Genomic DNA, 23,985 nt, shown 5'->3' on the forward strand with positions numbered 1-23,985 from the left:
TAAGCATTACCACGTGTAAGTTGCCGAAAGCATCGCGTTACGTGGTTTGCCAGGAAAGTACCTGTCGCCGGTGAAGCTGGTGTAATCGGCGCGCTCTGCATAAGCCTCATTAGTTAAATTAATAATGCGGGCAAGCACTTCAAGGTTATTAGTAACTTGCCACTGTGCGCGTAGGCTTAAAACATCATGCCCTTGGTATTTATTTAAGTTTTCTGGGTCGGTGTCGTAGTTACCAACGCGGTGCCACTGCAAAGCAAATTGCGCGTTGTTTAATGCCTGCCATGTTAAATCGAGATTAGCAATATTACGCGGCGCGGTATCTATGTCGTTGCCGTTTATATTTAAACCGTTAAGTATTTGGTTGTTAGTATAAGTATGCTTTGCGTGAGTGCCTGCAAAGTTAAGCGCAAGCGACTTAGTGAACTGGTAGTCAAGCTCAAGCTCAATACCACGATGGCGAGAGCTGCCATTATTTACCGTAAAAAAGTCACTATCGCGGTAAATCGTATTGTGTTTACTCATAGCGTAAAGTGACACACCATAACGTAGTTTTTCGTAAATCCCTTTAATACCCAGCTCTGCGTTATTCGCTATTTCGGCGCTTAAATTTGCAGTAGTTTGCTCGCGTTGTAATTGGTATAGCTCAGCCGCTTGTGGCGCTCTATAACCGCGAGAAAAGTTTGCATAAAGCGTGTTATTTGTATTGTACTGATAACTAACCCCAAGCTTTGGCGATAGATTACTAAAACTATTTTTAGCACTCGCTGGGCGGCTGTATCGGCAACCACCAAAGCCGCATTCTGTGCCATCGTCTTTTGTTCTACCTGCTAGCATATTATTGGTGTAGTCGTACTGCATATGCTCGTAGCGCACACCTGCGGTAAGTAACCATTTATTTAATTGCCAATCAACCGATGCAAAAGGGGCATAAAGCGTGGCGTTTACATCGTAATCGTAATGCTTACCTTGGGGTACTGTAGCAACTAAAAATGCAGAACCTTGAGTGGGGTCGTTTTGGCTTTGAGTAAAGTCGGCTTGCGTGTATTCGCCATCAAGCCCGAGGTTTACTTTTACATTGCTTTGTAAATTATGTTGATAAAGCGATTGTATGCCAAAACCAGTTTGACTGTTTGTTTCAAGCGGTGTGCCGGGTAAAAAGTGCTTAAAAAAGTCCATGCTTTGGTCGCGAAAATATAACGTAGTAGAGAGCACATCATCGTTATTTAATTGCCATGTTGCATTGCTCCATGCTCTAAATGCGCGTGCTTTTCTAAATGCGTCAGGGTCAAAGTTTTTTTGCGCGAGGTCTTCGTTTTTATAGCTTTCAAAGCCTGTAATAAATCCAGCCGTTTGCTGATTAAGATTTGTGTAAGTAAGGCCTGAGGTAAGTAATAAATTATTATTTGAATAGCGATGGCGAATATTTACTTTTTGTTGCTCTACGCTTTCGTCGTCGCGGTAACCGCTATCGTCGGTAACACTTGCGTTAATGCCTATACCGCTGTTGCCGTAATCTTGCCCTGCGCGTAATTTGTAGCGAGTATAACCGTACGAGCCATAATCTAAACCAACTAAGCCACCGCCTTGTGTGGTGTCGGGCGTTATTACATTAATAACACCATGCACAGCGTTTGAGCCATAAAGTGCAGAGCCAGGGCCTTTTAGTACTTCAATGCGCTGCGCCATTTCGCTGTGCGCTTCAAATAGCTCGTTTATGTTACAAAACCCAGCGGCTCTCAGTGGTATGCCATCCTCCAAAGTCAATATGCCACCACATGCGCCTGCGCCCGAAAGTACGGGGGAGCGAAGTGCGGGTAAATATTCTTGGCCATTTCCGCGTTGAATATTAGCCCCTGCTACACGTTGCAGGGCTTCTTCAATATGGGTAGGCGCTATGCTATTTAGCTGCGCTTCGCTGAGTGTACTTATTGATAAAGGCATTGGGGTAGATAGCGCTTCAATACGTGATGCAGTAGTTGTTATGGTTTCTATTGCATCGTTGTTTTGATTATTGGCAAACGCAGTGTGGCTAAAGGGTAATATCAGCGGCAAAAAATAAGGTTTCATACATTCCTTGAAAGTAATCTATATTGCATTGCCTCTATAATATGCGGTTTTAATATGCATTTAAACTTGTTGCGTTAAAGCGTACGTAACCTATAAATCCGATACGTAATTGATAAAACAAAACAAGCCACAGCAGGAAACACCAAAGCCAGCACTAAGTAATGCTTAAATAAAACGTAGCCGGTTATACCGCCTATTAAAAAGCCTGCAATAATGAGTAAAAACATAACGCCTTTACGGGTATCAAATTGCTCACCTTTAAGCGCTTTACCTAGCATTAAACCAAGGTCAGTAAAAATACCGGTTAAATGTGTCGTACGTATAACAGCACCACTGTAATTAGTTGCTAGCGCATTTTGTAACCCACACGCAGCTGACGTTAAAACAATGCCGTAAACGAATGTGTTTTTGAGTAAATAAGCACTCGCAAGTAGTAGCAATCCTTCAATAAAAAGCAAAGTGTCGTAATGACGACCAAGTTTTAATGAGCCACCAGAGAGCAAAAAGCCCGACAGTGCCGAACCCAACATAAAGCTAACAATTATTGAAAGTAACAATAAGGCAGTACTAGAATTAGTTATTGCTTTAATACCAAGTAAAGTAACAGAGCCAGATACATGCGAAATAGCCTGGTGCTCAAATCCTAATAAGCCTACAGCGTTTACTATGCCCGCTATAAATGCGAGCGTAAACGCGCCATATTCAACCCACTTTGGTAGTTCTGTAAACATTGGTTATCTCTTAACGTGTGCGGTGTTAATTATTGAGTTTGTGTTTTAAAACGCTTTATTTGCTCATCAACTAATTTTGTATCTATTACGCCACGCTTAAAAGCAATGTAAGTAGGAAACGTAAACTCATTGAGCTGCCTAGCGGATACGTTTTTATATTCCTTTGAGTACCACAAACCTGCTTGATAGTTAGTTATTGCGTATTCAACGCGATTTTTTTCTAGCAGCTCAAAAGTGTCTTTAGTTGAAAGTGAACGAAGCAGATTATCCTCATCAAGGTTATACTTTTTAGCAATAACCTCAGGCACAGGAACGCCGCGCAGCATTGCTATTGGGGTATTTGATAAATCGTCAGTGAGCAATTTATCTTTGTTTAAAGCAAATAAACCATACTTAGTAGTATGCAAGGGCACGCTTGTAAAATCTAAATACTTTGCTCGTTCCTCTGTATTGGCCAAAGAGAAATAGCAGTCGTAGTAGCCCAGCGCCATTTCTTTTTTAACGCGGGCCCATGGCAGATGAATTACGTCAATTTTAAGATTTAAATTACGCTCAATAAAGGTTAAGTATTCAATATCTAAACCTGTGAACGTATCGCTTTTCTCATCAAATATAGTAAAAGGCGGGTAGTGAGTTGTTACGCAGCGCAAAGTCTTACTTGGCGCTGCAAGTAATAACGAAGGTAAAGTTAAAGCTAAAAACAGAAATATTGCGCGCATAAATAAAAATTCGATATCTTTTAAAATACATAAATTGAACGCCAATTATACAGTTACTGAGCTTAATTGCATTGATCTAAGTATTTTTACCTAGCGTATAAGTTAAATTTTGTGAGATATACCATGTTTAACGCAGAGCAGCAGTCACGCATTATCGAAATGGCGTGGGAAGATAGAACCCCTTTTGAGGCAATAGAGCAGTTATACGGATTAAAATACCCGCAGCTGATGGTATTTATGCGCGAACATATTTCAAAAGGCAGTTTTAAAGTGTGGCGTAAACGCCATGCTGGTCGTAAAACAAAACACTTAAAATTACGCGATCCCGCTATTATGCGAAGCCACTGTAAAACACAATATAAACAACGTTAAATAAGTGTAAGCTGTTTCATATGATGTTCAGCCGTGTTTGTTAACCTTTAGCTATTAATTACGCTAGAGATTATTTATGAGAGCACTAACATACACAGCACTAATAGCATTGGCTTTATGTTCAATAAGCGCAGATGCAAAACCGCATAAAGATAAGCATGGTCATAAACACGGCCATAATAAGCATCATTCACATAAACACAACGACAATGACTACCTTTCTAAAAAAGAGGCTAAGCAGTTAATTCGCGCAGGTTGGACGCCACCAGGGCTAAGTAAAAGCTACCACAGAGGCGACTATTTAGATCGTGATTTATATAAACGAGGTAGAGTGATTGAACGCTCTAGAGATAATGGTACAGTGAGTATAGAAATAGACCGTACAGTTATCCATATGGTGCACGACACCCGAGAAATACTTTCAATTTTAAGTCGCTAAACTAACTTTATAAGGATATTAAAATGCTTATTGCGCTGGCTATAATTATTGGCTTTTTTTTACTGGTTACCTTGTTGCCTATGTCGTACAGCCAGCATTACTTAGTGCGTAGCTGCGACTTTGTGCGCTTACAGGTATTTTATATTGCCAGTTTTGTAGCCGTTACATCGTTGTTTTTATTATGGCAAAGTAGCGCAATAGGTTATGTATTTATAGCCTTAACCTCATTATTTATAATGGTTTTACAAGGTAAATGGATTTACCCGTATACGTGGCTTGCTAAAAAAGAAGTGCAAAGCGCACCAAAGCATATAGACCACAGCGTACGAATTATGTCGGCAAATGTACTTATGTCGAACCATAAAAGTGAGCAGCTAATTAGCCTTGTAGATGAGCACCAACCCGACCTGCTCATTACGCTTGAAAGCGATAGCTGGTGGGAAAATAAATTATCAGTCATTAAAAAAAATTACCCGTATTACATAGAATGCCCTAAAGACAATCGTTATGGCATGCACTTATACAGCAAGTTTAAAATACTCGATGCACAAATATGTGAGCTAATAGAAGAAGATATTCCTTCAATTCATATTCTGTTTGAAAACGATGAAGGCCTGCAAATGCAAGGGCACTTTATTCACCCAGCACCGCCAAGCCCGACAGAGGAAGACTCATCACGTCCGCGCGACTCTGAGCTAATAATGGTGGCTAAAGCACTTAAAAACCCAACACGACCTACCATAGTTGCCGGTGATTTAAACGACGTAGCATGGTCGCGTAGCACCCGTTTGTTTATGCAAATAAGTGGCTTTTTAGACCCTCGAAAAGGCCGTGGTTTTTATAACACCTTTCATGCAAGCTACTTTTTTATGCGTTGGCCGCTCGATCACTTATTTCACAGCGAAGGCTTTAAAGTAAAACGTATTAAGCGCTTAGCTAAGTATGGCTCTGATCACTTTGCGCTACTGACTGAGCTTTCTTTTGAGAACGCCAATCAGGAGTCACTAGAAGATAAACCCGAAGATCTAAAGCATGAAGAAATCCAAGAGCTTGCTATGAATAAGGCAGATAAGCGAAAAGTGCCGAGGTTTGAGGAAAAGTGATAGCTGCTAGTTTTTAGCTATCAGTTGAATAAGTCTTAGAGCGTGAAGTGGTCGTTAGTCACCTTACACTGCGCGCAGTGCAAGACGTGGACCCGAATATCTTGCGACTGATCGTAGCTTTGTTATATTTTTCCTAGATTGAAACCTTGTTTATCTAACCACTTTTCATAGATTTCATAGTGATAACGCCCTGCATCTTCAAAACGTAGCTTGGAATCCAAATCACTTTCTCTTTGAGCACAGAGGCGTAACTTATCGTAGATTTTACAGGTAAATAAATGAATAAATGCATTGATTGTTTCTTCAGGTTGATGCCCTAAAACGTTTCTGCAATCTGTAACAACTGCTGCGAACAAGTCGCCTTTACAATATTCTTCTACTTCGAAGTACTTGCCTGCTTTTTGAAAGTAAGGGATTATTTTTGTATAACTTGAGTGGCTATAACCACCGATTTGGCCCATTTGAGGAATAATGGTTTGCAATAATTCAATTGCTTCATCAAATCGCTTCTCTTTAGCTAAAGAAGTCGCTATTTTTAACTGCTCATTCATTTCACTCATAAGCCCTTCAGATGAATAACGGTTTAATTATAAGAAAGTAGCCTCTTTTTCTGCCGTAACTTCGCCTATTTATATTCAAAAGCAATATATCAATATTAATTAGATTTACTAGTCAAACACTTAATAAGTATTTTCTTCTTTTAAATTGTAGAAACGTCGCTAATTCTATTTAAGGAGAAAGTGGCCAGTAATAACTGAAAAAACAAAATTAATCGCTTTTTTTCTTGAATATTTAGAAAATAATTTAAGAAAAATGTCCAGAGAGCATTAAAATTAACTTTTTTTGGCTGAAAATGAATCAAAACTAACGCTTGAATGGTTAATGTTAAAGCAATTTTTATTTTGAAGATAATTCACGACATCAAACCACTCAGTATTTACATTATGTTTTACTAGTCCCATGGTAATAATTCGACCATAGCATTTATTAAATCCACTAGAATTAAAGTAGTTATTCGTAAGCTCATTAATATTATTTTTAGCTAGCTCTACCGCATCGCTAATTAGTTCTCTATTAAGTGTATGTTTCTGTCCAATAGCATAAACATAACCATCTATAATCTCTTTTAAATCAATAGTTTTGAATTCATTTAAAATCTCTTTCGGCACACCGATCTTTATTAATTCATCATATTCATAGAATATTTCAAAACATATAAAAAAACCTGCGGTGTTATTAATGTTATTCGTTCTAAATTTGTTAATTGGTAATGCACTGTGTTGGCTATAGCCCCTTAGTTTACAAGCGATACGGTAAAGGTTGTTATTATCAAAAATACTCTCACGTTGTTCTCTAACTTTTTTAATTACTGCTTCATCTTCTGTGATGTCGTAAGCAAGTGTTTTGGGAGGGGTATTGTTTTTACTCTTTTTTTTATTTCTCTTAGATTCTTCAAAGTAATGCCAATCTAAATATAGTTTACCCAAGTTTAGAAGATTAAATGCTAGGCGGTTCAATGAGCTTCTTATTTCGTAGTTTAGATTATAATCTAGTAGCATGCTCGCTGCTGTTCTCATATTCCAATAGTTTAACTTATTTTTAAAATCTAAATGAGCTTCTATTATTTGGTCGTAGAGTGTTTCGGCTTTTAAAGTGTTAGAAAGAACTTTTTTGGATTTTAAAAAATCTTCAACAATATTTTCAGAGAGCTCATAGACTTTCTCCTCATAGTTTTCAATATTCGTAACGATAAACTGATTCAATCTTACACCATGCAAAGCAACAACAATTTAAGATTTTATTTTGCACGTGAAAACCAACTTTATCAACGATCGTTGTTCACTCATTATTGCCAGCCTGATTAAGTCTATCTGTATCTATATAAACTCTAAGCTCAGTATCAGCTTCTACATTTCAATTATTAGTGCTGTGTTTAATCGAGTTTATCGAGCTATTTGCACTCAAACTGTTTAAAAATCATGCCTGTGTTTTTATCAAATAAGCTAAATTGTGAAGTGAGGTTTTAAATTTGTATTTTAAAGCGCATAACACTGAGTAACACTAGCCCACAAAAAAAGCCTAAAAGTGGGTAACCACTTTTAGGCTTAGTAATTTTTGTATTTTAAACAGGTATTAAGAATCTGTATTTAAAACACTTATTTCATTTATGCAGCTAAATTAGCTATTGATCATAATACATTTGATATTCACAAATTCGCGCATACCAAAGCCGCCGTGCTCTCGGCCGTAGCCACTTTCTTTAACACCACCAAACGGTAGGTTAGGTTGTGCTAAACCGTAGCCGTTAATATTGATCATGCCTGTGTCAAAGTACTTTTTAGCTAGTTCAATGGCTTTTTTCTCATCTTTAGAGAAAATACCGCCGCCTAAACCGTAGCGAGAGTCGTTAGCGATGCGCATTGCATCGTCGTTGTCTTTGGCTTTAATAAGCGAAGCTACTGGGCCAAATAATTCGTCGTCGTAGGCTGGCATACCAGGGGCTAAGTTATCTAGTAGAGTAGGTGGGTAGTAATAGCCTGTTTGCGAAGGTATTTCGCCGCCCGTTAATATGTTTGCACCTGCTTTAACTGATTCCATTACTTGGTCGTGAATACCGTCGCGTAAGTCTTCACGTGCCATTGGACCTAAGTCTGTGTCATCAGCCATTGGATCGCCCATTTTCATGGCTTCAAATTGCTCTTTAATTTGCGCTTTAAAGTCATCGTAAAGTGACTCTACAACAACGAAACGTTTAGCTGATACACACGTTTCACCGTTATTGATCATGCGCCCGGTTACACAGGTTTTAACTGCAAGCTCTAGGTCTGCATCATCAAGTACTAAGTAAGCGTCGTTACTACCAAGCTCTAACACTGTTTTCTTAACGTGTTTACCTGCTTCTTCTGCTACTTTTTTACCTGTCGCATCACTACCGGTAAAGGTTACGCCGCTAATTGCTTTGTGCGAAATTAAAGAACTGGCTGTTTTGCCGTCGATAAGTAGATTGTTAAAGCAATACTCTGGGAAACCAGCTTGTTTAAATAGCTCTTCTATTTTTTCAGCCATGCCAAATACATTACCAGCATGTTTTAATACGGTTGTGTTACCCGCCATGATGTTAGCAGCACTGTAGCGAATTACCTGATAAAGCGGAAAGTTCCACGGTTGAATACCTAATAGTACACCTGTTGGTTGGTAGCTGATAATTGCGCGGCCGCCGTCCATATCACGTTCTTCGTCAGCAAGTACTTGTGGGCCTTGTTCGGCTGTATAACGACAAATTCCTGCACATAGTTCAACTTCTTGAAAGCCTTGCTCGTAAACTTTACCCATTTCTTCGGTCATGAGTTTTGCAATAGCTTCTTTTTGATCTTCAAATAGCGATGCTAACTTATTAAGGTATTTTGCACGTTCAGTGAATGACGTTAATCGCCATTTTAAATATGTTTCGTGAGATTTTTCGATTACCTGTTCTGCTTCCTTTTGAGAAAGTAGCGTGTAGGTTTCAATGGTTTGCTCAGTTGCGGGATTAATCGTTTTAACTGTGTTACTCATTTCTATCTCCTTACAAATTTAGTTATTTAAAAGGTGCAAGGCTAGAGCCAGTTTTTAAAAAAGTTGCTTTTGTTTTTATCCATCTGATTTTATTAGTTAAATTTATATTTTTGCTGAAGGGGTATTTTTTAAATATAAAAATTGAGGTGCTCGAGGTAGTAAAATATTCTGGGCGTTGCAAAATTTACAACACCCTCTGGGGCAAACACAGAGCTTTATATTAGCTCCTTTGCAATGCGCTTTAATAAATAAGTTTCTCGTAAAATAGAAAGCCCTTGTTTTTCACTGTTAGCAATGGTGCGCTCGTTATGTGCAATTGCGTCGTTAATATCAACCCATTTAGCTGTCATGCCATTTTGCTGCTCGTAATGCTCTAACTGTGCTTTGCCAAACTCGTCGGCAATACTGCATACAAAGCAATACGATTTAATATGAATAATATCAAAATCGTCTTTATACCAAGGACGATACTCTTCATAGAGTCCATAAGCTTTAACTACACTTATTTGTTGTGCACCGGTTTCCTCGCTTAGTTCGCGAATTAAGCCTTGCTCAATACTTTCGCCGTCATCTACTCCACCGCCGGGTAGGCTGTAGTCTTCATAACGGTTTGTATACATTAAAAGTATTTTATTATTTTTAATTACAATGGCGCGAGCTGTTAAGCGTGTAAATTGAGTGCCTTGGTCAATATTAATACCTGAATGTATTAAGGTTTTTAATTGCTGCATTTCGTCTCCTTTTTTAGGTTTTTAATAATAATAATAGTTGCTAGCATTCTATAAATAGAAATGATTTTAATTATTAATCATAATTTATGATCGATTTTTTTCAGCATACGTAAATATTAGGTTGGTAACATTAATAGCATTTAATCGCTTAAGTTTATTTTAAAAATTAGATTCTGTGCGCACCTTTAAATTAATATCTAGGATGCGTAGAATAAGGAAAAAGAATAGGGATTTATCATGTTAGACATACTTTTAGTAGATGACGACGTTGAATTTAGTGACGTTGTTTGCCACATAGTCGAATTCCTCGGCCACAATATAAGCACAGCTACCAGTTTAAAAGAAGCACATCAATGGTTTGAAAATAATGCCTTTGATCATGTGCTGCTTGATTTTATGCTGCCTGATGGTAGCGGTTTGCACTTACTTGATCACTTAAAAACGATTGGGCAATCTCCAAAAATTACACTTATTTCGGGCCATCCTTCAGTTAAAGGTATTTTAGCTGATATGTGTGAGCCAAATGTAGGGCATTTATTAAAACCATTACAACGTGAAGATTTAGAACTCGTTTTAAATGGCCCTAAAAAAGCAGTTAAAAAAGCAAAGTCGAGCGGTATTGTACGCCACTTTGGCGGTTTGATTGGTGAATCTGAGCCAATGCAAAAGCTTTACAGCATGATTGAACGTGTAGCTAAAACAAATGCTAACGTGATGCTTATGGGTGAAAGTGGTGCAGGTAAAGAAGTAGTGGCTCAAGCTATTCATAACGCAAGCCAGTGCGAAGGGCCATTAGTTGCTAGCAACTGTGGCGCACTTTCCAAAGAGTTAATTGGTAGTGAGTTATTTGGCCACGAAAAAGGCGCATTTACAGGCGCAATTGCACGTAAAGAAGGTGTATTTGAGCAATCAAATAACGGTACTTTGTTTTTAGATGAAGTAACTGAAATGCCAATTGATATGCAGCCAAATTTACTACGAGTGCTTGAAACTAAAAAGGTAACACGCGTAGGTGGTAACAGAGAAATACCAACTAATTGCCGTGTTATTTCAGCTACTAACCGCTCGCTTACCGATTTAGCACAAAATAATGTTATTCGTGAAGATATTTACTTTAGGTTGGCTGTTTTTCCTATTGATATACCGCCACTTCGCGATAGAAAAGAAGATGTACCTTTATTAGCAAAAGCCTTTTTAGATCAACTTAATGACGAAAACGGCACTGCCTTTAGTTGGACTGCCGCACAGCTCAAAGAGCTGCAAAGCTATGAATGGCCGGGTAATGTGCGAGAGCTCCGCCATGCTATACACCGTGCATTTATTATGAGCGACCCACAAACCAGCGACATTATTTTACCTGATAACTTAGAGTCACCTTTTTCGCGCGTTAATAATCAAGCTGCCGAAAAGCCTGTATCAGCAGGGCAAACAATTGAAGAAGTTGAAAAAGAACTTATTCATGCAACGCTTGATAAGGTGCAAGGTAATAAAACGCTTGCTGCACAAATGCTGGGTATTAGTACTAAAACACTTTATAACCGCCTTAATGCATATGGCGGTATTGGCGAATATAAATAGATTTGAGGAAGGGCATGACATCCGATAACCAAACAGAGCAACTCAATAAATTAGTGCACGATGCAAGAGGGCCGCTAAATCGTATTTCGATGAATGCTGAGCTGATTAAATTGGTACTTGAAAACGATATGCCAAAAGAAAAAGCGTTAGATGCACTTGATAAAATTATCAATAATTGCCAACAGTGCAGCGAAAGTTTGCAAAAAATATCAGACTCTCAATAAATATTAAGTGTTGTATAAACTTTAATTCGGGAAGCTAAATGAGCAAGAAAAAACAGCAAGGTAAGGCGAATATCACTTGGGCAACATTTATGGTGGTTGTGCTAGGTATTATTGTGGGCAACGCATTTTTAGCATTGAATACGATTCAAGGCTTAACACAAACCCAAAAAAGTTTAGACAACACTAGCATGCTAACCACTGCAATTGAGAAGCTGCATCTATCCATAGTGCAGGCTGAGTCAGGACAGCGTGGTTATTTATTGACAGAAGAGGCTGACTATTTAACGCCGTACTACGATGCTGTAGGCCAAATTGAAGCGCAAACAGAACATGTCAAGTCGCTTCACTCTGAGATTGACGGTCAAGCTGAGCGTATAGCCCAGTTGTTAGTTCTTGTAGATAGTAAAATTAAAGAATTAAAACAAACTGTAAACCTTGCGCTAGATGACAAAGAAAGACGTGCGTTGTATGTATTAAATACGCATAAAGGAAGAAAGCTTTATAAGCAAATTAGAGAGTATGTTAATGAAATTCAAGACCGTGAATTACTCTTTAAAGTAAGCCATTTTTCTAAATTAGCACAGATTAAAAATGAAGCTAAAATTACATTCGCTATAACAGCAATAACGAGTGCGTTACTGATTATTGGTATGTTTATTATGACGCGCCTTAATTTAAGAAATGCAGCACAATATCGTTTTGAGCTTGAAAAACAAAACGAAACATTAGCAATGAAGGTTTCTGAACGGACACAAGAGCTAACATTATATTCAGATGAATTGAGCCGTAGTAACCGAGAGCTTGAAGAGTTTGCTTTTGTAGCAAGCCATGATTTACAAGAACCTCTTAGAAAAATCCAAGCCTTTAGCGACCGTCTTGAAACCATGTTTAAAGATGAATTGGGTGAAAAGGGGATGGATTACATTGGGCGCATGAAAAATGCAGCGCAGCGTATGTCTAATTTAATAAACGACTTATTAGAGTTTTCGCGAATTACAACGCGTGGTAAAGATTTTGATGACACGAATTTAAATGAAGTTGTAGCTGATATATTAAGTGATTTAGAGATAGCGATAAAAGAGTCTGAAGCACAAATTGATGTAGATGATTTGCCAGTTATTCAGGCAGATAAAAGCCAAATGCAGCAGCTGTTTTTAAATTTGTTGTCGAACGCTGTTAAATTTAGGTGTCCCGACGTAAACCCACACATAAAAATTAGTTATCAAGATGAAGATATTTTCAGCTCTGATCATAATACTCATTTAAGTTTTCAAGTTATTACCATAGAAGATAACGGTATTGGTTTTTCACAAGACTATGCCGATAAAATATTTGTACCGTTTCAGCGCTTGCATGGACGCTCACAATATAAAGGCACGGGTATTGGTCTTTCTGTATGTAGGCGTATTGTGGAGCGCCACGGCGGAACAATTACAGCCCAAAGTAAAGACGGTGAAGGTGCAACCTTTATTATAAAACTACCTGTGGAAGCTGAGCTTTTCACATTGCAAGGAGAGGCTTAAATGCCCTATTCAAAAGTAAAACCGATTACTATTTTAATGGCAGACGACGATGAAGATGATCGTTTGTTAACACAAGATGCCCTTGCTGAAAGTCGTGTACTTAACGAGCTTCATTTTGTTGAAGATGGCGTTGAGTTGCTTGAGTATTTAGAGCGTAAAGGTAAGTTTGAAGACAAAGCAGTTTCGCCGCGTCCTGGACTTATATTACTTGATTTAAATATGCCTAGAATGGATGGCCGTGAAGCGCTTGAAGCTATAAAAGGAAACCCTAACTTAAAGGGAATTCCGGTTGTTATATTAACTACGTCTAAACAAGAAGAAGACATGGTTAAAGGGTATAACTTAGGTGCTGCATCTTACATTACAAAACCAGTAACGTTTGATGGTTTGGTTGATTTGATGAAAACGCTAGGAAAATACTGGGTAGAATTTGTAGAGCTACCGACAACATTTAACGATTAATGGAGATTGTATGTTAGATAAAGTGACTCAGTTGCTGCTTGTAGAAGACGATGAAGATGATTACATACTCACCTGCGACTATCTGGACCAATTGGATTCACACACGTTTAACATTCAATGGATAAGCTCCCCAGAGCAGGCAATTGCAACGCTTAGTAAAAATGAGCACGACATTTGCCTGCTTGATTACCGCTTGGGTGCATCGAATGGTTTAGATGTATTAAAAGAAGCAATTGCCAATGGCTTTAGCGGACCGATTATTATGCTTACCGGGCAGTCAAACGACGAGTTAGACTCGGCGGCGCTTGATGCCGGTGCAGTAGATTACTTAATTAAAACAGAAATGAGTTCGAGCCGCTTTGCGCGTGCTATTCGTTATGCTTTGGCACGTAAAGATGTTGAAGGCGAGAGAGTAGAGCGCTTAAAAGCTGAGGCCGAAAACCGTTCAAAAGATCGATTTTTAGCTCATTTGAGCCATGAGTTACGTACTCCTCTATCGTCTATTTTAGGCTACACCGAACTGTTAATGCAGAGCGATTTTAGTCAGCAAGCTGAAAATGAATTGGGTGTTATTTATCGAAATGGTAAACACTTATTGAGCTTGTTAAACGACGTGCTCGACTTATCAAAAATAGCTGCCGATAAACTGGAACTTACCCTAAGCGAAGTTAACCTTGATAGCATGCTTGCCGATGTTTACACGCTAATGCGCGTATCGGTGCTTGATAAGGGCCTTACGCTGCGCTTTGAATCTCATCAGCCATTACCTTTGGTTGCACGACTTGATGCAACAAGAGTTCGTCAAATTTTAATAAATCTAATAAACAATGCGGTTAAATTTACCGATAAAGGCGAAATTGTTGTTAATGCGTGGACGCAATGGGTTGATGATCGCGAAATGCTATTTTTTAGCATTAAAGATTCAGGTATGGGCATTGCCCCTGAAAAACAAGAACTCATATTTAAGCCATTTGAACAAATAGCCGATGTAGAATCACGCTCTGTAGGTGGCGCAGGCTTAGGTTTGGCAATATGTGCTGAATTGTTAGCGCGTATGCACGGTGATATTAGTTTGCACTCTGAAATAGGCAAAGGTTCTACATTTACGATTTCGGTATATCCAGGTGATATTAGCGAAGTAGAACGACAAGTACTTAATTTTAGTAGTGCCCCACAATTACAAAGTAAATCGGCTCCATGCAAAGTGCATGGGCGAGTATTAGTGGTTGATGATTTACGTGATTTACGCATGCTAGTTGGTCATATGATCAGTACCTGTGGTGCGCGCGTAGATTATGCCGAACATGGCCAGCAAGCACTTGAAAAAGTACGCATAGCAGATGCGTATAAAGCGCCTTACGATATTATTTTTATTGATATTCATATGCCTGTAATGGGCGGCAAGGAAGCTACCATAGAGCTTAGAAAAATGGGCTACAAAGGCCCAATAATTGCGCTCACTGCTGCTACTATGAAAGGCATACATGAGGAGCTTGCTGCACTTGGTTTTAACGATGTAATACCAAAGCCTGTTGATAGCGCGGCTTTATATCAATGTTTGCAAGATTACTTGGTAGCGCCAGAGCATGCACCGCAAGCTAAAGATATAAATTGTAGTAATGGCTTAACCGAGAAAAAGCAGCGCTTTTTACTTGTGGAAGACGATCATGATGCAGCGCAAATTACGCAACTACTTTTAGAAAGTTTAGGTGTTGAAACCGTCATTGCGTCTAGCTGCGCACAATGTTTGCAAATACTTAATCACGACCAGCAATTTAATAAGGTATTGTTAGATATGCATTTACCTGATGGTCGTGGCGTTGACTTAGGTCAGCAAATTAATGAACGATATCCTGAATTACGTTTAGTGATTGTAAGTGGCGCAGAGCCAGATCCAAGAGAAATAAAAGATTTAAATATTGACCGAGTTTTACTTAAACCTATTAATTTGAGCTTACTTGAAACGCTTATTAGCTAGGGACTATTAACTCTTTGTTGCCTACATGGATGTAGGTAAGGCGCGTGAGCAGGACGCGAAAGCTTTGCTCGGTTTTTACTTATTCTTACAGGGATGTAAGTCAGTAGAATAACGCAGGATCAGTTATCGAGCCCACTAGGTTACAAACCTCGCGCCGCGATTAAATAGCCCCTAGATTGAACGAATTTTAATCCTGAAAGGTCAACAGGTCCAATAACTGAGACATTATTTATATGCATTCAATAAAGTTAGTATCTGAAGAATTAACACCATCAAAAGTAGTGTGTGTTGGTCGTAATTATACCGCACACATTGCAGAGCTAAATAACGAAACGCCAGATCAAATGGTTTTATTTAATAAGCCAAATAGCGCAATTACTAATACGTTATTTGCAGCTCACAACGGCGATACGCTGCATTATGAAACCGAGCTATGTTTTGTAGTTAAAGATAAAAAATTTGCAGGTGTGGGACTCGGCCTTGATTTAACTAAGCGTACTGTGCAAAGTAAATTAAAAAATAAAGGGCTTCCATGGGAGCGCGCTAAAGCGTTCGACGGCTCTGTAATTTTAACTGATTTTGTAGCGCTAACTGATGCAATGAAGCACTTTACCTTTGAACTTAAAATTAATAATGAAGTGATTCAGCGAGGTGATACTCATTTTATGCTGCACAACCCTGACTCAATTTTACAAGAAATTAGTGAATTTATGAGCTTAGAAGACGGTGATGTAATAATGACAGGTACACCGTCGGGCGTAGGTGAGGTAACAGCTAAAAGTATTTTTGCAGTGGCGCTTTATGCTAATGATCAGTGTTTGCTTGAGCATCAGTGGCAAGTAAGTAAAAATTAATGACTTGCTGTTGGTAGTGTTTATCAAAGTCAGTAAAGGTAGTTTTAAGCCAATTATGCTGACTTTGTTGATACTCAGGCGATTGGAGTACATTAGCTTTTAGTGCGCGGTTAATTTTTTTAAGGGCTTGCTGTGCAAAATTATTAGGTGCGTTAGCCGCACAACCTATTGCTCCTCTTATAAATTGAATGTCATTTTCTGCAATTGGCACACTTTCTATATTCGTATACTCCCCTTGTTTATTAAAGTAATCAGCCATAAACGGGTAATCAATTGAGTAGTCTAAAAAGCCGTGACTCAAGCGTGCTATAACAGCCTGACTTTCATTTTCGCTATTCCAACTTAACGAGGACTCTTTATCTCGTTTTGTATTTTCAATAATTGTATTAATTTTAGTTGTAAATTTACGTGCAGCTGCTTGCCCGTATACATATTGCGGGTCGGTTAATAAATTAATAAGGTGGATAGGCGAGCCGTGCTTTTCTTCTAATTGCGGCTTTAGCTCTTTAGTTGTGATAATTGAAAATGGGGGATATACCGTTGTTGGATTTGAGTAGTTAAGTTGTTGGTTATTATTTTTTTTATAAATAACACACGGAAAACATACATTTTTTCCTTCATTTAAATATTTATTTATACGCTGCTGAGGAACAATTAAGCGGGTATGTTTTACATCAGTTATAGTTCTGATGAGTTGCTCGGTTAGGTTGTCGCAAATTCCGCCTTGTGGTGCGCTTTCACTTTTAGCTATATGAAAAGGGGGCGTGTAACTTTGCAGCCAAATAATTTCTTCTAGAGGCTGTACTTTTTGCTCAACGGCGTGCGCGTTAAATACAATTAATAAGCAAAATGCATAGTATCCGTTTTTCAGCATTGATAAGTGTTCGTTGAATTAAGAAAACTTAATAAAAGTATAGTGTTGGTTGTAGTAGGGTCAAATATTTTAGTTAAAAGCAACCTCATTCAAGGCTGCTTTTAACTCATACATACTTAATAAGGCATCGGATGGTTTCTAAATATGGTGTTAACCTCACTAAGAATTTCGTCGTTTAGCGTTATGCTAAATGCGTCTATATCTTCCTTTAATTGAGCTATAGATGTTGCCCCAATAATTGAAGAAGTTACGCCATCTACTTGGTTACACCATGCTAAGGCTAGTTGTGCTGGAGTAATATTGTTTGCATGAGCCAGCTCAACATACTGCTTAGTTGCTTGCTCTGCATTGGGTGTATCTCTAAAAATACCGTTACGCTGCATGAAGGTCCAACGAGAGCCTTCAGGGCGAGCTCCATTTAGATATTTACCCGTTAATAAACCGGCTGCTAAAGGCGACCACGGTAAGTAGGCAATATCTTCGTGTACACATTGTTCTATTAAATACGGCCAGTCTTTAGCGTGCGCTAAGCTAAACTCATTTTGAATAGATACCATTCGCGGTAAGTTATGCTCTTTGGCCAAACTTAAAAACTGGCTTATACCCCATGGCGTATCGTCAGATAAACCGCAGTGCTTAATTTTACCTGCTTTAACACATTCATTAAGGCCTTCTAGAATATCAAGCATACTAGCTTGCTGCTCTTGTGTATTTACGTCGGTAAATTTAAGAGTGCCGGGCCATTGTCTGCCAAAGTGAGGGGTAGAGCGGTTTGGCCAATGTAGTTGATATAAATCAATGTAGTCTGTTTGAAGTCGCTTAAGTGAATCATCCACGGCTTCTATTACTGTTTGGCGAGTAATATTGCCGCCATCACGTACCCACGATAATCCATTGCCTGCAATTTTTGTAGCTAGTACCACATCGCTGCGCTTTTGCTGATTACGCGATAGCCAATTGCCAATAATTTCCTCGGTTTTACCATAGGTCTCTGGCGAAGGAGGTACAGCATACATTTCGGCTGTATCAATAAAGTTTACGCCTTGCGCTAGCGCGTAGGCTATTTGTTCATCAGCGTCGCTTTGAGTATTTTGTTTACCCCATGTCATACTCCCTAGGCACACTCGAGATACGTTTACGCCACTGCTACCTAGTGGGTTGTATTGCATAAAAATTCCTTAACTAAATTAGTTTTGAGCATGGCTGATTAAAGCCGATAAAAGAGGCTCGGAGATTGGGGCTTTTTGCCCTGTAGTAAAATCAAACATTACAACTTTAGATGCACCCGTAGTCGTTATTGCTTTTTGTGCATGGCTGTAAACGGTGTAGTTCATGGTAAAGCGATCTGTTTTAAGATCTGTAATTGTAACGCCTACAGTGAGTGTGTCGGGAAACGTTACTGGGCGTTTATAGCGAACGTTATTTTCGCTTATTACTGGGCCCACACCGTTTGGGCTTATTGTGTCGAACAGATTTATTTTATTTAAAAAGTCGATTCGGGCTATTTCAAAGTAACGTAAATACACTACATTATTTACGTGTTGTAGCGCATCCATATCAGCCCATGCTACGGTGATATCGGTATGAATAGGGTGCTGATCTTTAAACGTTTGCATTATTTATTGGCCCTTGATTTTTAAAGTACTTAGATTATCAACATGGTGTTACGAGCTCAAGGTAATTAATGGCATGTTTTTTTTATAAGATGATTGTACCTGTTTAATTTTAGGTCTACAGTTAAATTACACAGACACATAAAAACACACACAAAGGTAATAATATGCAGAATATAATTAATTGGTCCTTAGCTTGTTTGGTTTTTATAGCCTCTTTTACCTGTTACGCGATGGGGAATGAATCTGGCGCTATCATTTTAATGTTGGCAGGATTTTTATTTGAGGTTATGTATTGGCTACGTGGTTATAAGAGAGCGGAGGACAATAAACACTTTTTTTAATCGTTAACTAGGGCCTGTTGACCTTTCAGGATTAAAATTTGTTCAATCTAGGGGCTATTTAATCGCGGCGCGAGGTTTGTGACCTAGTGGGCTAAGTAAAAACCGAGCAAAGCTTCCGCGTCCTGCTCACGCCCCTTACCTACATCCATGTAGGCAACAAAGAGTACATTGGCCCTAGGCAGAACCCTTCGGGCAGCGTATGTTTGGCATTTGTGCTACGTTATCGCCTATTTATGGGGAATAACCACACTACATAGGCTCTGCCTTGCCTAAATACCAAACATACTTCTGCAAATTTAACCTCGAAAGATAAACAGGCCCTAGGCTTGCTTATCGCATGTGATTCTATAATAATGACTGTATAAATAACCAGTTATTATTGTGGTGATGAAAAAGTTTATTCACATAGACATGGATTGCTTTTATGCAGCAGTAGAAATGCGAGATAATCCAAAACTTGCATCTGTACCGCTTGCTATTGGAGGCAATAGCCGACGAGGCGTGCTCTCAACCGCTAACTATATAGCTAGAGAGTATGGCGTGCGATCGGCTATGTCGAACTATCATGCTAAACAATTATGCCCCGATTTAGTTATTGTCCCAGGGCGCATGGCTGTATACAAAGAAGCTTCAAACCAAATACGTGAAGTATTTAGCCGCTACACAGACTTAATTGAACCCCTTTCTTTAGACGAAGCCTATCTAGATGTAACAGACAGCACCGCATGTAAAGGCAGTGCCACACTTATTGCACAGCAAATAAGAGCCGATATTTACAATGCTACAGGGCTCACTGCATCAGCAGGTATTGCACCGATTAAATTTATTGCCAAAATAGCCAGTGACGAAAACAAACCGAATGGTCAATTTGTCGTTTTGCCTGATGAGGTTGATGACTTCTTAGCGCAATTACCGCTGGGGAAAATTCCAGGAGTGGGCAAAGTAACGCTCGAAAAGCTAAATTTAAAAGGCTTATATACTGGCAAGGATGTACGTGAAAAAGGCGTTAATTGGATGCAGCAACATGTGGGTAATTTTGGTGTGTCGCTTTATCAAAAATGTGCAGGTGAGTATGTTGGTAAAGTATCCACAGATCGTATAAGAAAATCGCTGAGTGTTGAACATACCTACGAGTACAACAAAACAAGTTTGCAAGAGTGCTTAGATGAGCTGCCAAGATTGTTAGAGGAATTAGTTTTAAGGCTAAATAAACAGCAGTTACAAAACCGTATTAATAAATTGAGTGTTAAGGTGAAGTTTGCAAATTTTGTAGTGACCTCAGCCGATCAGGTATATCACGAGCTCAACACAGAAATATTTGTTCAACTACTTACTAAGGCCTACCAGCGTGGGCTACAGCAGCCTGTAAGATTACTTGGCATAGGCGTTGGCATTAAAAACGAACCAGAGCAAAACTTCCAACTTAGTATTCTCGATTAAGCTGTAAAGCCTGTAACTTCAAGTTGCCATTTATTGACAGGTTATGTGATTAGCTCATCGCTCCTTGCTGGTCTTCAATATTTAAATCGACGATAATAGGGGCTTATGTTTTCTAACAGGACCTTATTTATGGCATACCCTCAAGCGGTTAGTGCAAGCCTTGAATGCACATCTCATGATGCGCTTATTATTATTAGTAATGACTTTTCTCAGTTACCAAATAACTCATTACGTGATGCTATTTTAGCTCAAGCAAACGTAGATTCTCGCATCGGTAAGCAAGTTACTTTATTAGTAATTGAAAACAAGCGCGTTGTACTTGCGCCAACCGGTCCGTTAAATAGAGATTACGACGACGTGCGTCGTTATTTTGATGCTGCTAAATTAGCAATTAACGAAGCAAAAGCGTCGGGCAGTGTTAACCCTGCATTATTTTTAACAAATTTAAATGGCGATAGCCGTTATCAGCATGCTTTAGAAGTTGCTTATTTAGGTGCTTGCCAAGCCTTATGGCAGCCATTAGAAGCGCGTGAATATCACGGTGAAAGCATTGAACCAATTACACAGATTGGTTTAGTTGGCGCAAGCGAGCAAACTATTAAAGCTGTTAATGCAATTGCAGCTGGCCAATATGCAGCGCGTGACCTGTGTGGCACTGAACCTGAGCGTATGGCTCCCCCACGTTTTGCTGATTACTGCGTTGAATTGTTTAAAGGCTCAAACATTGCAGTTGACGTAATTGATGATATTGCAGCTATTGATAAAAACTACCCAATGCTAAGTACTGTTGCTCGCGCATCGTATGCAGTTGAGCGCCATCACCCACGTGTTGTTAAGCTTGAATATGTACCAGAGGGAGAAATTACTCGCACACTTATGTTTGTAGGTAAGGGCCTTGTATACGATACAGGCGGTGCAGATTTAAAAGTAGGCGGCCATATGGCAGGCATGAGTCGTGATAAAGGCGGCGCAGCTTCTGTTGCGGGCTTTATGAAAGCCGTTGCTGATTATCAGCCTAAAGGCGTTAAAGTGGTATCGTACTTAGCTGTTGTTCGTAACTCTATTGGCTCAGATTGTTTTGTGCCAGATGAAATTATTACTAGCCGTGAAGGTGTTCGTGTACGTATTGGTAATACCGATGCAGAAGGGCGTTTAGCAATGGGCGACCTGCTTAGCGAAATGAAAGATTTAGCTAAAGGTGAGATTAACCCAACGCTGTTTACTGTTGCTACATTAACGGGTCATGCGGCACGTGCAATGGGTCCTTACGGTGCGTATGTTGAAAATGGTCCAGCTCGTAGTGCTGGTGTCTCACGTCAAATAGCTGACCTTGGAGATTTGTGGGCCGATGGCGCTGAAGTATCGCGTTCACGCCGTGAAGACTACGACTTTATTAAACCACGTACGCTAGCTGACGATGTTTTATCTAGCAATAACGCAGCATCTGCCGTTACTGCTCGTGGACATCAGTTCCCTATGGCGTTTATGGCTATTGTTGGTGGGCTTGATAAGCACGGTAATGACTCTGCACAGCCTCTACCTTATGTTCATATGGATATAGCAGGTAGCGGTGTTGAAGGCGGTGATTGGCAGCATGGTAAGCCAACAGCTGCATCAGTAACGAGCTTGTTTGCACGTTATTGTTTGTAAGCTAAAAACTTACATGTAATAAAAAAGCCCTGTTAATTCAGGGCTTTTGCATTTTATGAGAACGCTATCGATTAATCTAATTTAAAACGATTAACTACGCTCGAAAGACCTTCGCTACTTTGTTTGAGATTATCACTGGCATCGGTAAGCTGCTTAGTATTATTTAATGATTGCTCAGTTGATTGAGATAGCTCATTTATACGCAAATTAACCTCGTCGGCAGCTTGCGTTTGTTGCTCTGTGGCACGTGCTATTTGGCTGTTCATTTCGGTAATAATTGAAACAAGTCGTTCTATTTCATTAAGTGAAGTATTGGCTGATGACGCCTGCTCTACAGTAGAAACTGAAAGTGCTTGGCTTGATTTAACTGCTTCTACTGCTGCTTTTGCACCTTCTTGTAGTTTAGTGATCATGGTTTGAATTTCGTCAGTACTTTGCCCTGTACGACTGGCCAATGTTCTTACTTCATCAGCAACAACAGCAAATCCTCGACCATGCTCTCCTGCGCGAGCAGCTTCAATGGCAGCGTTTAATGCCAGTAAGTTTGTCTGTTCTGATATGCTTCTTATTACATCAAGCACAGAGCCTATATTATGGCTCTCGTTGGCTAAATCTTCTGTTACACGGCTGACTGTTTCAATGTTGCTTGAGAGTGTTTCTATTGCTGTAATTGTTTGCGCAACCACATTTTTACCCGTTGATGCATTTTGTGCTGCATCCTTAGCTGCTTGCTCTGCGGCTTCAGCGTTACGGCTTACATCGTGTATTTGGTGAGTCATTTGCTCCATGGCAGCTGCAACTTGGGTTGAACTATCGTTTTGAAGCTCAATAAATGAGTGGCTTGTTCTACTTGAGTCGTCAACTGTATGCGCATGTTCGCTTACATCGTTTGCACTTTGTGCTACATGAACAAGTGACTCTCGCATTTTTAGAGCAAATAAATTAAATGAACGTGATAGTTCAGATATTTCATCATTACCGGATTCATTTAATTTACGGGTTAAATCGCCTTCGCCTTGAGAAATGTCTTTCATCATATCGGCTGCTAAGCGAGTCGGTATTAAAATACTCTTACCTATAAAGTAACTAAGTAAAATAACAGCAATAATCATAATTATTGCACTGATGACTATAAGGTTACGTTGCTCACTAAATGCTTCGTCAATTGAATCAAGGTAAACACCCGAGCCAATAATCCACTGCCATTGATTAAAACCTTTAACAAATGCGATTTTTTCAACCGGTTTATCTTTACCTGGTTTTGGCCATTTATAAGGGATAAATCCCTCGCCAGAGCGTTTAACTATATTTACCATATCAACAAACAATGCTTTGCCGTCAGGGTCCTTGTTATTAGTTAAATCTTTTCCATCAAGCGCAGGTTTTATAGGGTGCATAACCATTGTTGGCTGGTAATTGTTAATCCAAAAGTAATTGGTTTTGTCGTAGCGCAGTGCTTTTATTGCATTAAGTGCTTGTGATTGAGCTTGTTGTTGAGTGAGAGTGTTATCTTGTTCAAGTGCATAATAGTGTTCGATGATACTGTACGCCGTTTCTACTACATTTTGTGTTTTTATGTATTGCTCGTCTTTTAGCGAACTATATTGGTGAGTTAGGCTCGATATACTAAGTATTATTAGTCCAAATACAACGATGGCTATTAACAGTGAAAAACGCTGGGTTATACTAAAACTTCGTAGATTAGGCATACATTTATCCTCAAAAAGT

Annotated in this window: 22 protein-coding genes; 11 read left to right on the forward strand and 11 right to left on the reverse strand. The window is 39.2% G+C overall.

Going from position 1 to position 23,985, the window contains the following annotated elements:
* Positions 1 to 6: 6 nt before the first annotated feature.
* The 3 genes from H5120_RS00980 to H5120_RS00990 form a co-directional block, all read right to left on the reverse strand.
* Positions 7 to 2,067: a TonB-dependent receptor gene (locus H5120_RS00980; protein ID WP_182673305.1), complete on the reverse strand. Its 2,061-nt coding sequence runs from the start codon at positions 2,065 to 2,067 to the stop codon at positions 7 to 9.
* A gap of 74 nt (positions 2,068 to 2,141) precedes the next feature.
* Positions 2,142 to 2,798 (reverse strand): YoaK family protein, encoded by a 657-nt coding sequence (locus H5120_RS00985; protein ID WP_182673306.1) that lies wholly within the window; start codon positions 2,796 to 2,798, stop codon positions 2,142 to 2,144.
* A 29-nt stretch (positions 2,799 to 2,827) separates the two neighbouring features.
* The gene (locus tag H5120_RS00990; protein ID WP_182673307.1) at positions 2,828 to 3,517 is read right to left on the reverse strand and encodes an ABC transporter substrate-binding protein; all 690 of its coding nucleotides are present in this window, start codon (positions 3,515 to 3,517) and stop codon (positions 2,828 to 2,830) included.
* A 123-nt stretch (positions 3,518 to 3,640) separates the two neighbouring features.
* Between H5120_RS00990 and H5120_RS00995 the strand changes: the two genes are divergently transcribed.
* The 3 genes from H5120_RS00995 to H5120_RS01005 all read left to right on the forward strand — a co-directional run bounded on the left by H5120_RS00995 (position 3,641) and on the right by H5120_RS01005 (position 5,431).
* Positions 3,641 to 3,889 carry a TIGR03643 family protein gene (locus tag H5120_RS00995; RefSeq protein ID WP_182673308.1) on the forward strand — a complete coding sequence of 83 codons (249 nt, stop codon included), beginning with the start codon at positions 3,641 to 3,643 and terminating at the stop codon, positions 3,887 to 3,889.
* Between the two features lie 76 nt (positions 3,890 to 3,965).
* Positions 3,966 to 4,328, forward strand: a complete 363-nt coding sequence (locus H5120_RS01000) for a hypothetical protein (protein ID WP_024595125.1) — start codon at positions 3,966 to 3,968, stop codon at positions 4,326 to 4,328.
* A gap of 23 nt (positions 4,329 to 4,351) precedes the next feature.
* Positions 4,352 to 5,431, forward strand: coding sequence for an endonuclease/exonuclease/phosphatase family protein (locus H5120_RS01005; protein ID WP_182673309.1), 1,080 nt, complete (start codon positions 4,352 to 4,354; stop codon positions 5,429 to 5,431).
* Positions 5,432 to 5,553: 122 nt separating this feature from the next.
* Here the strand turns inward: H5120_RS01005 and H5120_RS01010 are convergent, their stop codons facing one another.
* From H5120_RS01010 to H5120_RS01025, 4 genes are all read right to left on the reverse strand, one after another.
* Complete coding sequence (locus H5120_RS01010; protein ID WP_182673310.1) at positions 5,554 to 5,982, reverse strand: hypothetical protein; 429 nt, start codon at positions 5,980 to 5,982, stop codon at positions 5,554 to 5,556.
* A gap of 282 nt (positions 5,983 to 6,264) precedes the next feature.
* On the reverse strand, positions 6,265 to 7,194 hold the full coding sequence (locus H5120_RS01015; RefSeq protein ID WP_182673311.1) for a hypothetical protein: 930 nt from the start codon (positions 7,192 to 7,194) through the stop codon (positions 6,265 to 6,267).
* Between the two features lie 415 nt (positions 7,195 to 7,609).
* Entirely contained in the window at positions 7,610 to 8,986 is a 1,377-nt protein-coding gene (locus H5120_RS01020) for an NAD-dependent succinate-semialdehyde dehydrogenase (protein WP_182673312.1), read from the reverse strand.
* 215 nt (positions 8,987 to 9,201) lie between these two features.
* Positions 9,202 to 9,717 carry an NUDIX hydrolase gene (locus tag H5120_RS01025; protein ID WP_182672850.1) on the reverse strand — a complete coding sequence of 172 codons (516 nt, stop codon included), beginning with the start codon at positions 9,715 to 9,717 and terminating at the stop codon, positions 9,202 to 9,204.
* Positions 9,718 to 9,954: 237 nt separating this feature from the next.
* On the opposite strand from H5120_RS01025, the gene H5120_RS01030 reads away from it, so the two are divergent.
* The 6 genes from H5120_RS01030 (at position 9,955) to H5120_RS01055 (ending at position 16,336) form a co-directional block, all read left to right on the forward strand.
* Positions 9,955 to 11,295 carry a sigma-54 dependent transcriptional regulator gene (locus H5120_RS01030; RefSeq protein ID WP_182673313.1) on the forward strand — a complete coding sequence of 447 codons (1,341 nt, stop codon included), beginning with the start codon at positions 9,955 to 9,957 and terminating at the stop codon, positions 11,293 to 11,295.
* 14 nt (positions 11,296 to 11,309) lie between these two features.
* The gene (locus tag H5120_RS01035; protein ID WP_039485081.1) at positions 11,310 to 11,519 is read left to right on the forward strand and encodes a histidine kinase; all 210 of its coding nucleotides are present in this window, start codon (positions 11,310 to 11,312) and stop codon (positions 11,517 to 11,519) included.
* Between the two features lie 38 nt (positions 11,520 to 11,557).
* On the forward strand, positions 11,558 to 13,042 hold the full coding sequence (locus H5120_RS01040; protein ID WP_182673314.1) for an ATP-binding protein: 1,485 nt from the start codon (positions 11,558 to 11,560) through the stop codon (positions 13,040 to 13,042).
* Positions 13,043 to 13,504 carry a response regulator gene (locus H5120_RS01045; protein WP_039485075.1) on the forward strand — a complete coding sequence of 154 codons (462 nt, stop codon included), beginning with the start codon at positions 13,043 to 13,045 and terminating at the stop codon, positions 13,502 to 13,504.
* Between the two features lie 10 nt (positions 13,505 to 13,514).
* On the forward strand, positions 13,515 to 15,482 hold the full coding sequence (locus tag H5120_RS01050) for a hybrid sensor histidine kinase/response regulator (protein ID WP_039485072.1): 1,968 nt from the start codon (positions 13,515 to 13,517) through the stop codon (positions 15,480 to 15,482).
* Positions 15,483 to 15,715: 233 nt separating this feature from the next.
* Positions 15,716 to 16,336, forward strand: coding sequence for a fumarylacetoacetate hydrolase family protein (locus tag H5120_RS01055; RefSeq protein WP_149602190.1), 621 nt, complete (start codon positions 15,716 to 15,718; stop codon positions 16,334 to 16,336).
* On the opposite strand, the gene H5120_RS01060 is transcribed toward H5120_RS01055, so the two are convergent.
* From H5120_RS01060 to H5120_RS01070, 3 genes are all read right to left on the reverse strand, one after another.
* Positions 16,287 to 17,210, reverse strand: a complete 924-nt coding sequence (locus H5120_RS01060; RefSeq protein ID WP_182673315.1) for an ABC transporter substrate-binding protein — start codon at positions 17,208 to 17,210, stop codon at positions 16,287 to 16,289. The two genes, H5120_RS01055 and H5120_RS01060, sit on opposite strands and share 50 nt — an antisense overlap.
* Before the next feature lie 116 nt (positions 17,211 to 17,326).
* A complete protein-coding gene (locus H5120_RS01065) occupies positions 17,327 to 18,379 on the reverse strand; it encodes an aldo/keto reductase (RefSeq protein WP_182672846.1) in 1,053 nt (350 codons plus the stop codon).
* Positions 18,380 to 18,397: 18 nt separating this feature from the next.
* Positions 18,398 to 18,826 (reverse strand): thioesterase family protein, encoded by a 429-nt coding sequence (locus H5120_RS01070; RefSeq protein ID WP_002958095.1) that lies wholly within the window; start codon positions 18,824 to 18,826, stop codon positions 18,398 to 18,400.
* A 728-nt stretch (positions 18,827 to 19,554) separates the two neighbouring features.
* Between H5120_RS01070 and dinB the strand changes: the two genes are divergently transcribed.
* The gene (gene dinB, locus H5120_RS01075) at positions 19,555 to 20,607 is read left to right on the forward strand and encodes a DNA polymerase IV (protein WP_182673316.1); all 1,053 of its coding nucleotides are present in this window, start codon (positions 19,555 to 19,557) and stop codon (positions 20,605 to 20,607) included.
* 129 nt (positions 20,608 to 20,736) lie between these two features.
* Positions 20,737 to 22,257 (forward strand): leucyl aminopeptidase family protein, encoded by a 1,521-nt coding sequence (locus tag H5120_RS01080; RefSeq protein WP_154903474.1) that lies wholly within the window; start codon positions 20,737 to 20,739, stop codon positions 22,255 to 22,257.
* 71 nt (positions 22,258 to 22,328) lie between these two features.
* On the opposite strand, the gene H5120_RS01085 is transcribed toward H5120_RS01080, so the two are convergent.
* Positions 22,329 to 23,966, reverse strand: a complete 1,638-nt coding sequence (locus H5120_RS01085; protein WP_182673317.1) for a methyl-accepting chemotaxis protein — start codon at positions 23,964 to 23,966, stop codon at positions 22,329 to 22,331.
* Positions 23,967 to 23,985: the final 19 nt, after the last annotated feature.

Origin of the sequence: Pseudoalteromonas sp. SR43-2 (assembly GCF_014163885.1) — a bacterium.
GTDB classification, from domain to species: domain Bacteria; phylum Pseudomonadota; class Gammaproteobacteria; order Enterobacterales; family Alteromonadaceae; genus Pseudoalteromonas; species Pseudoalteromonas distincta.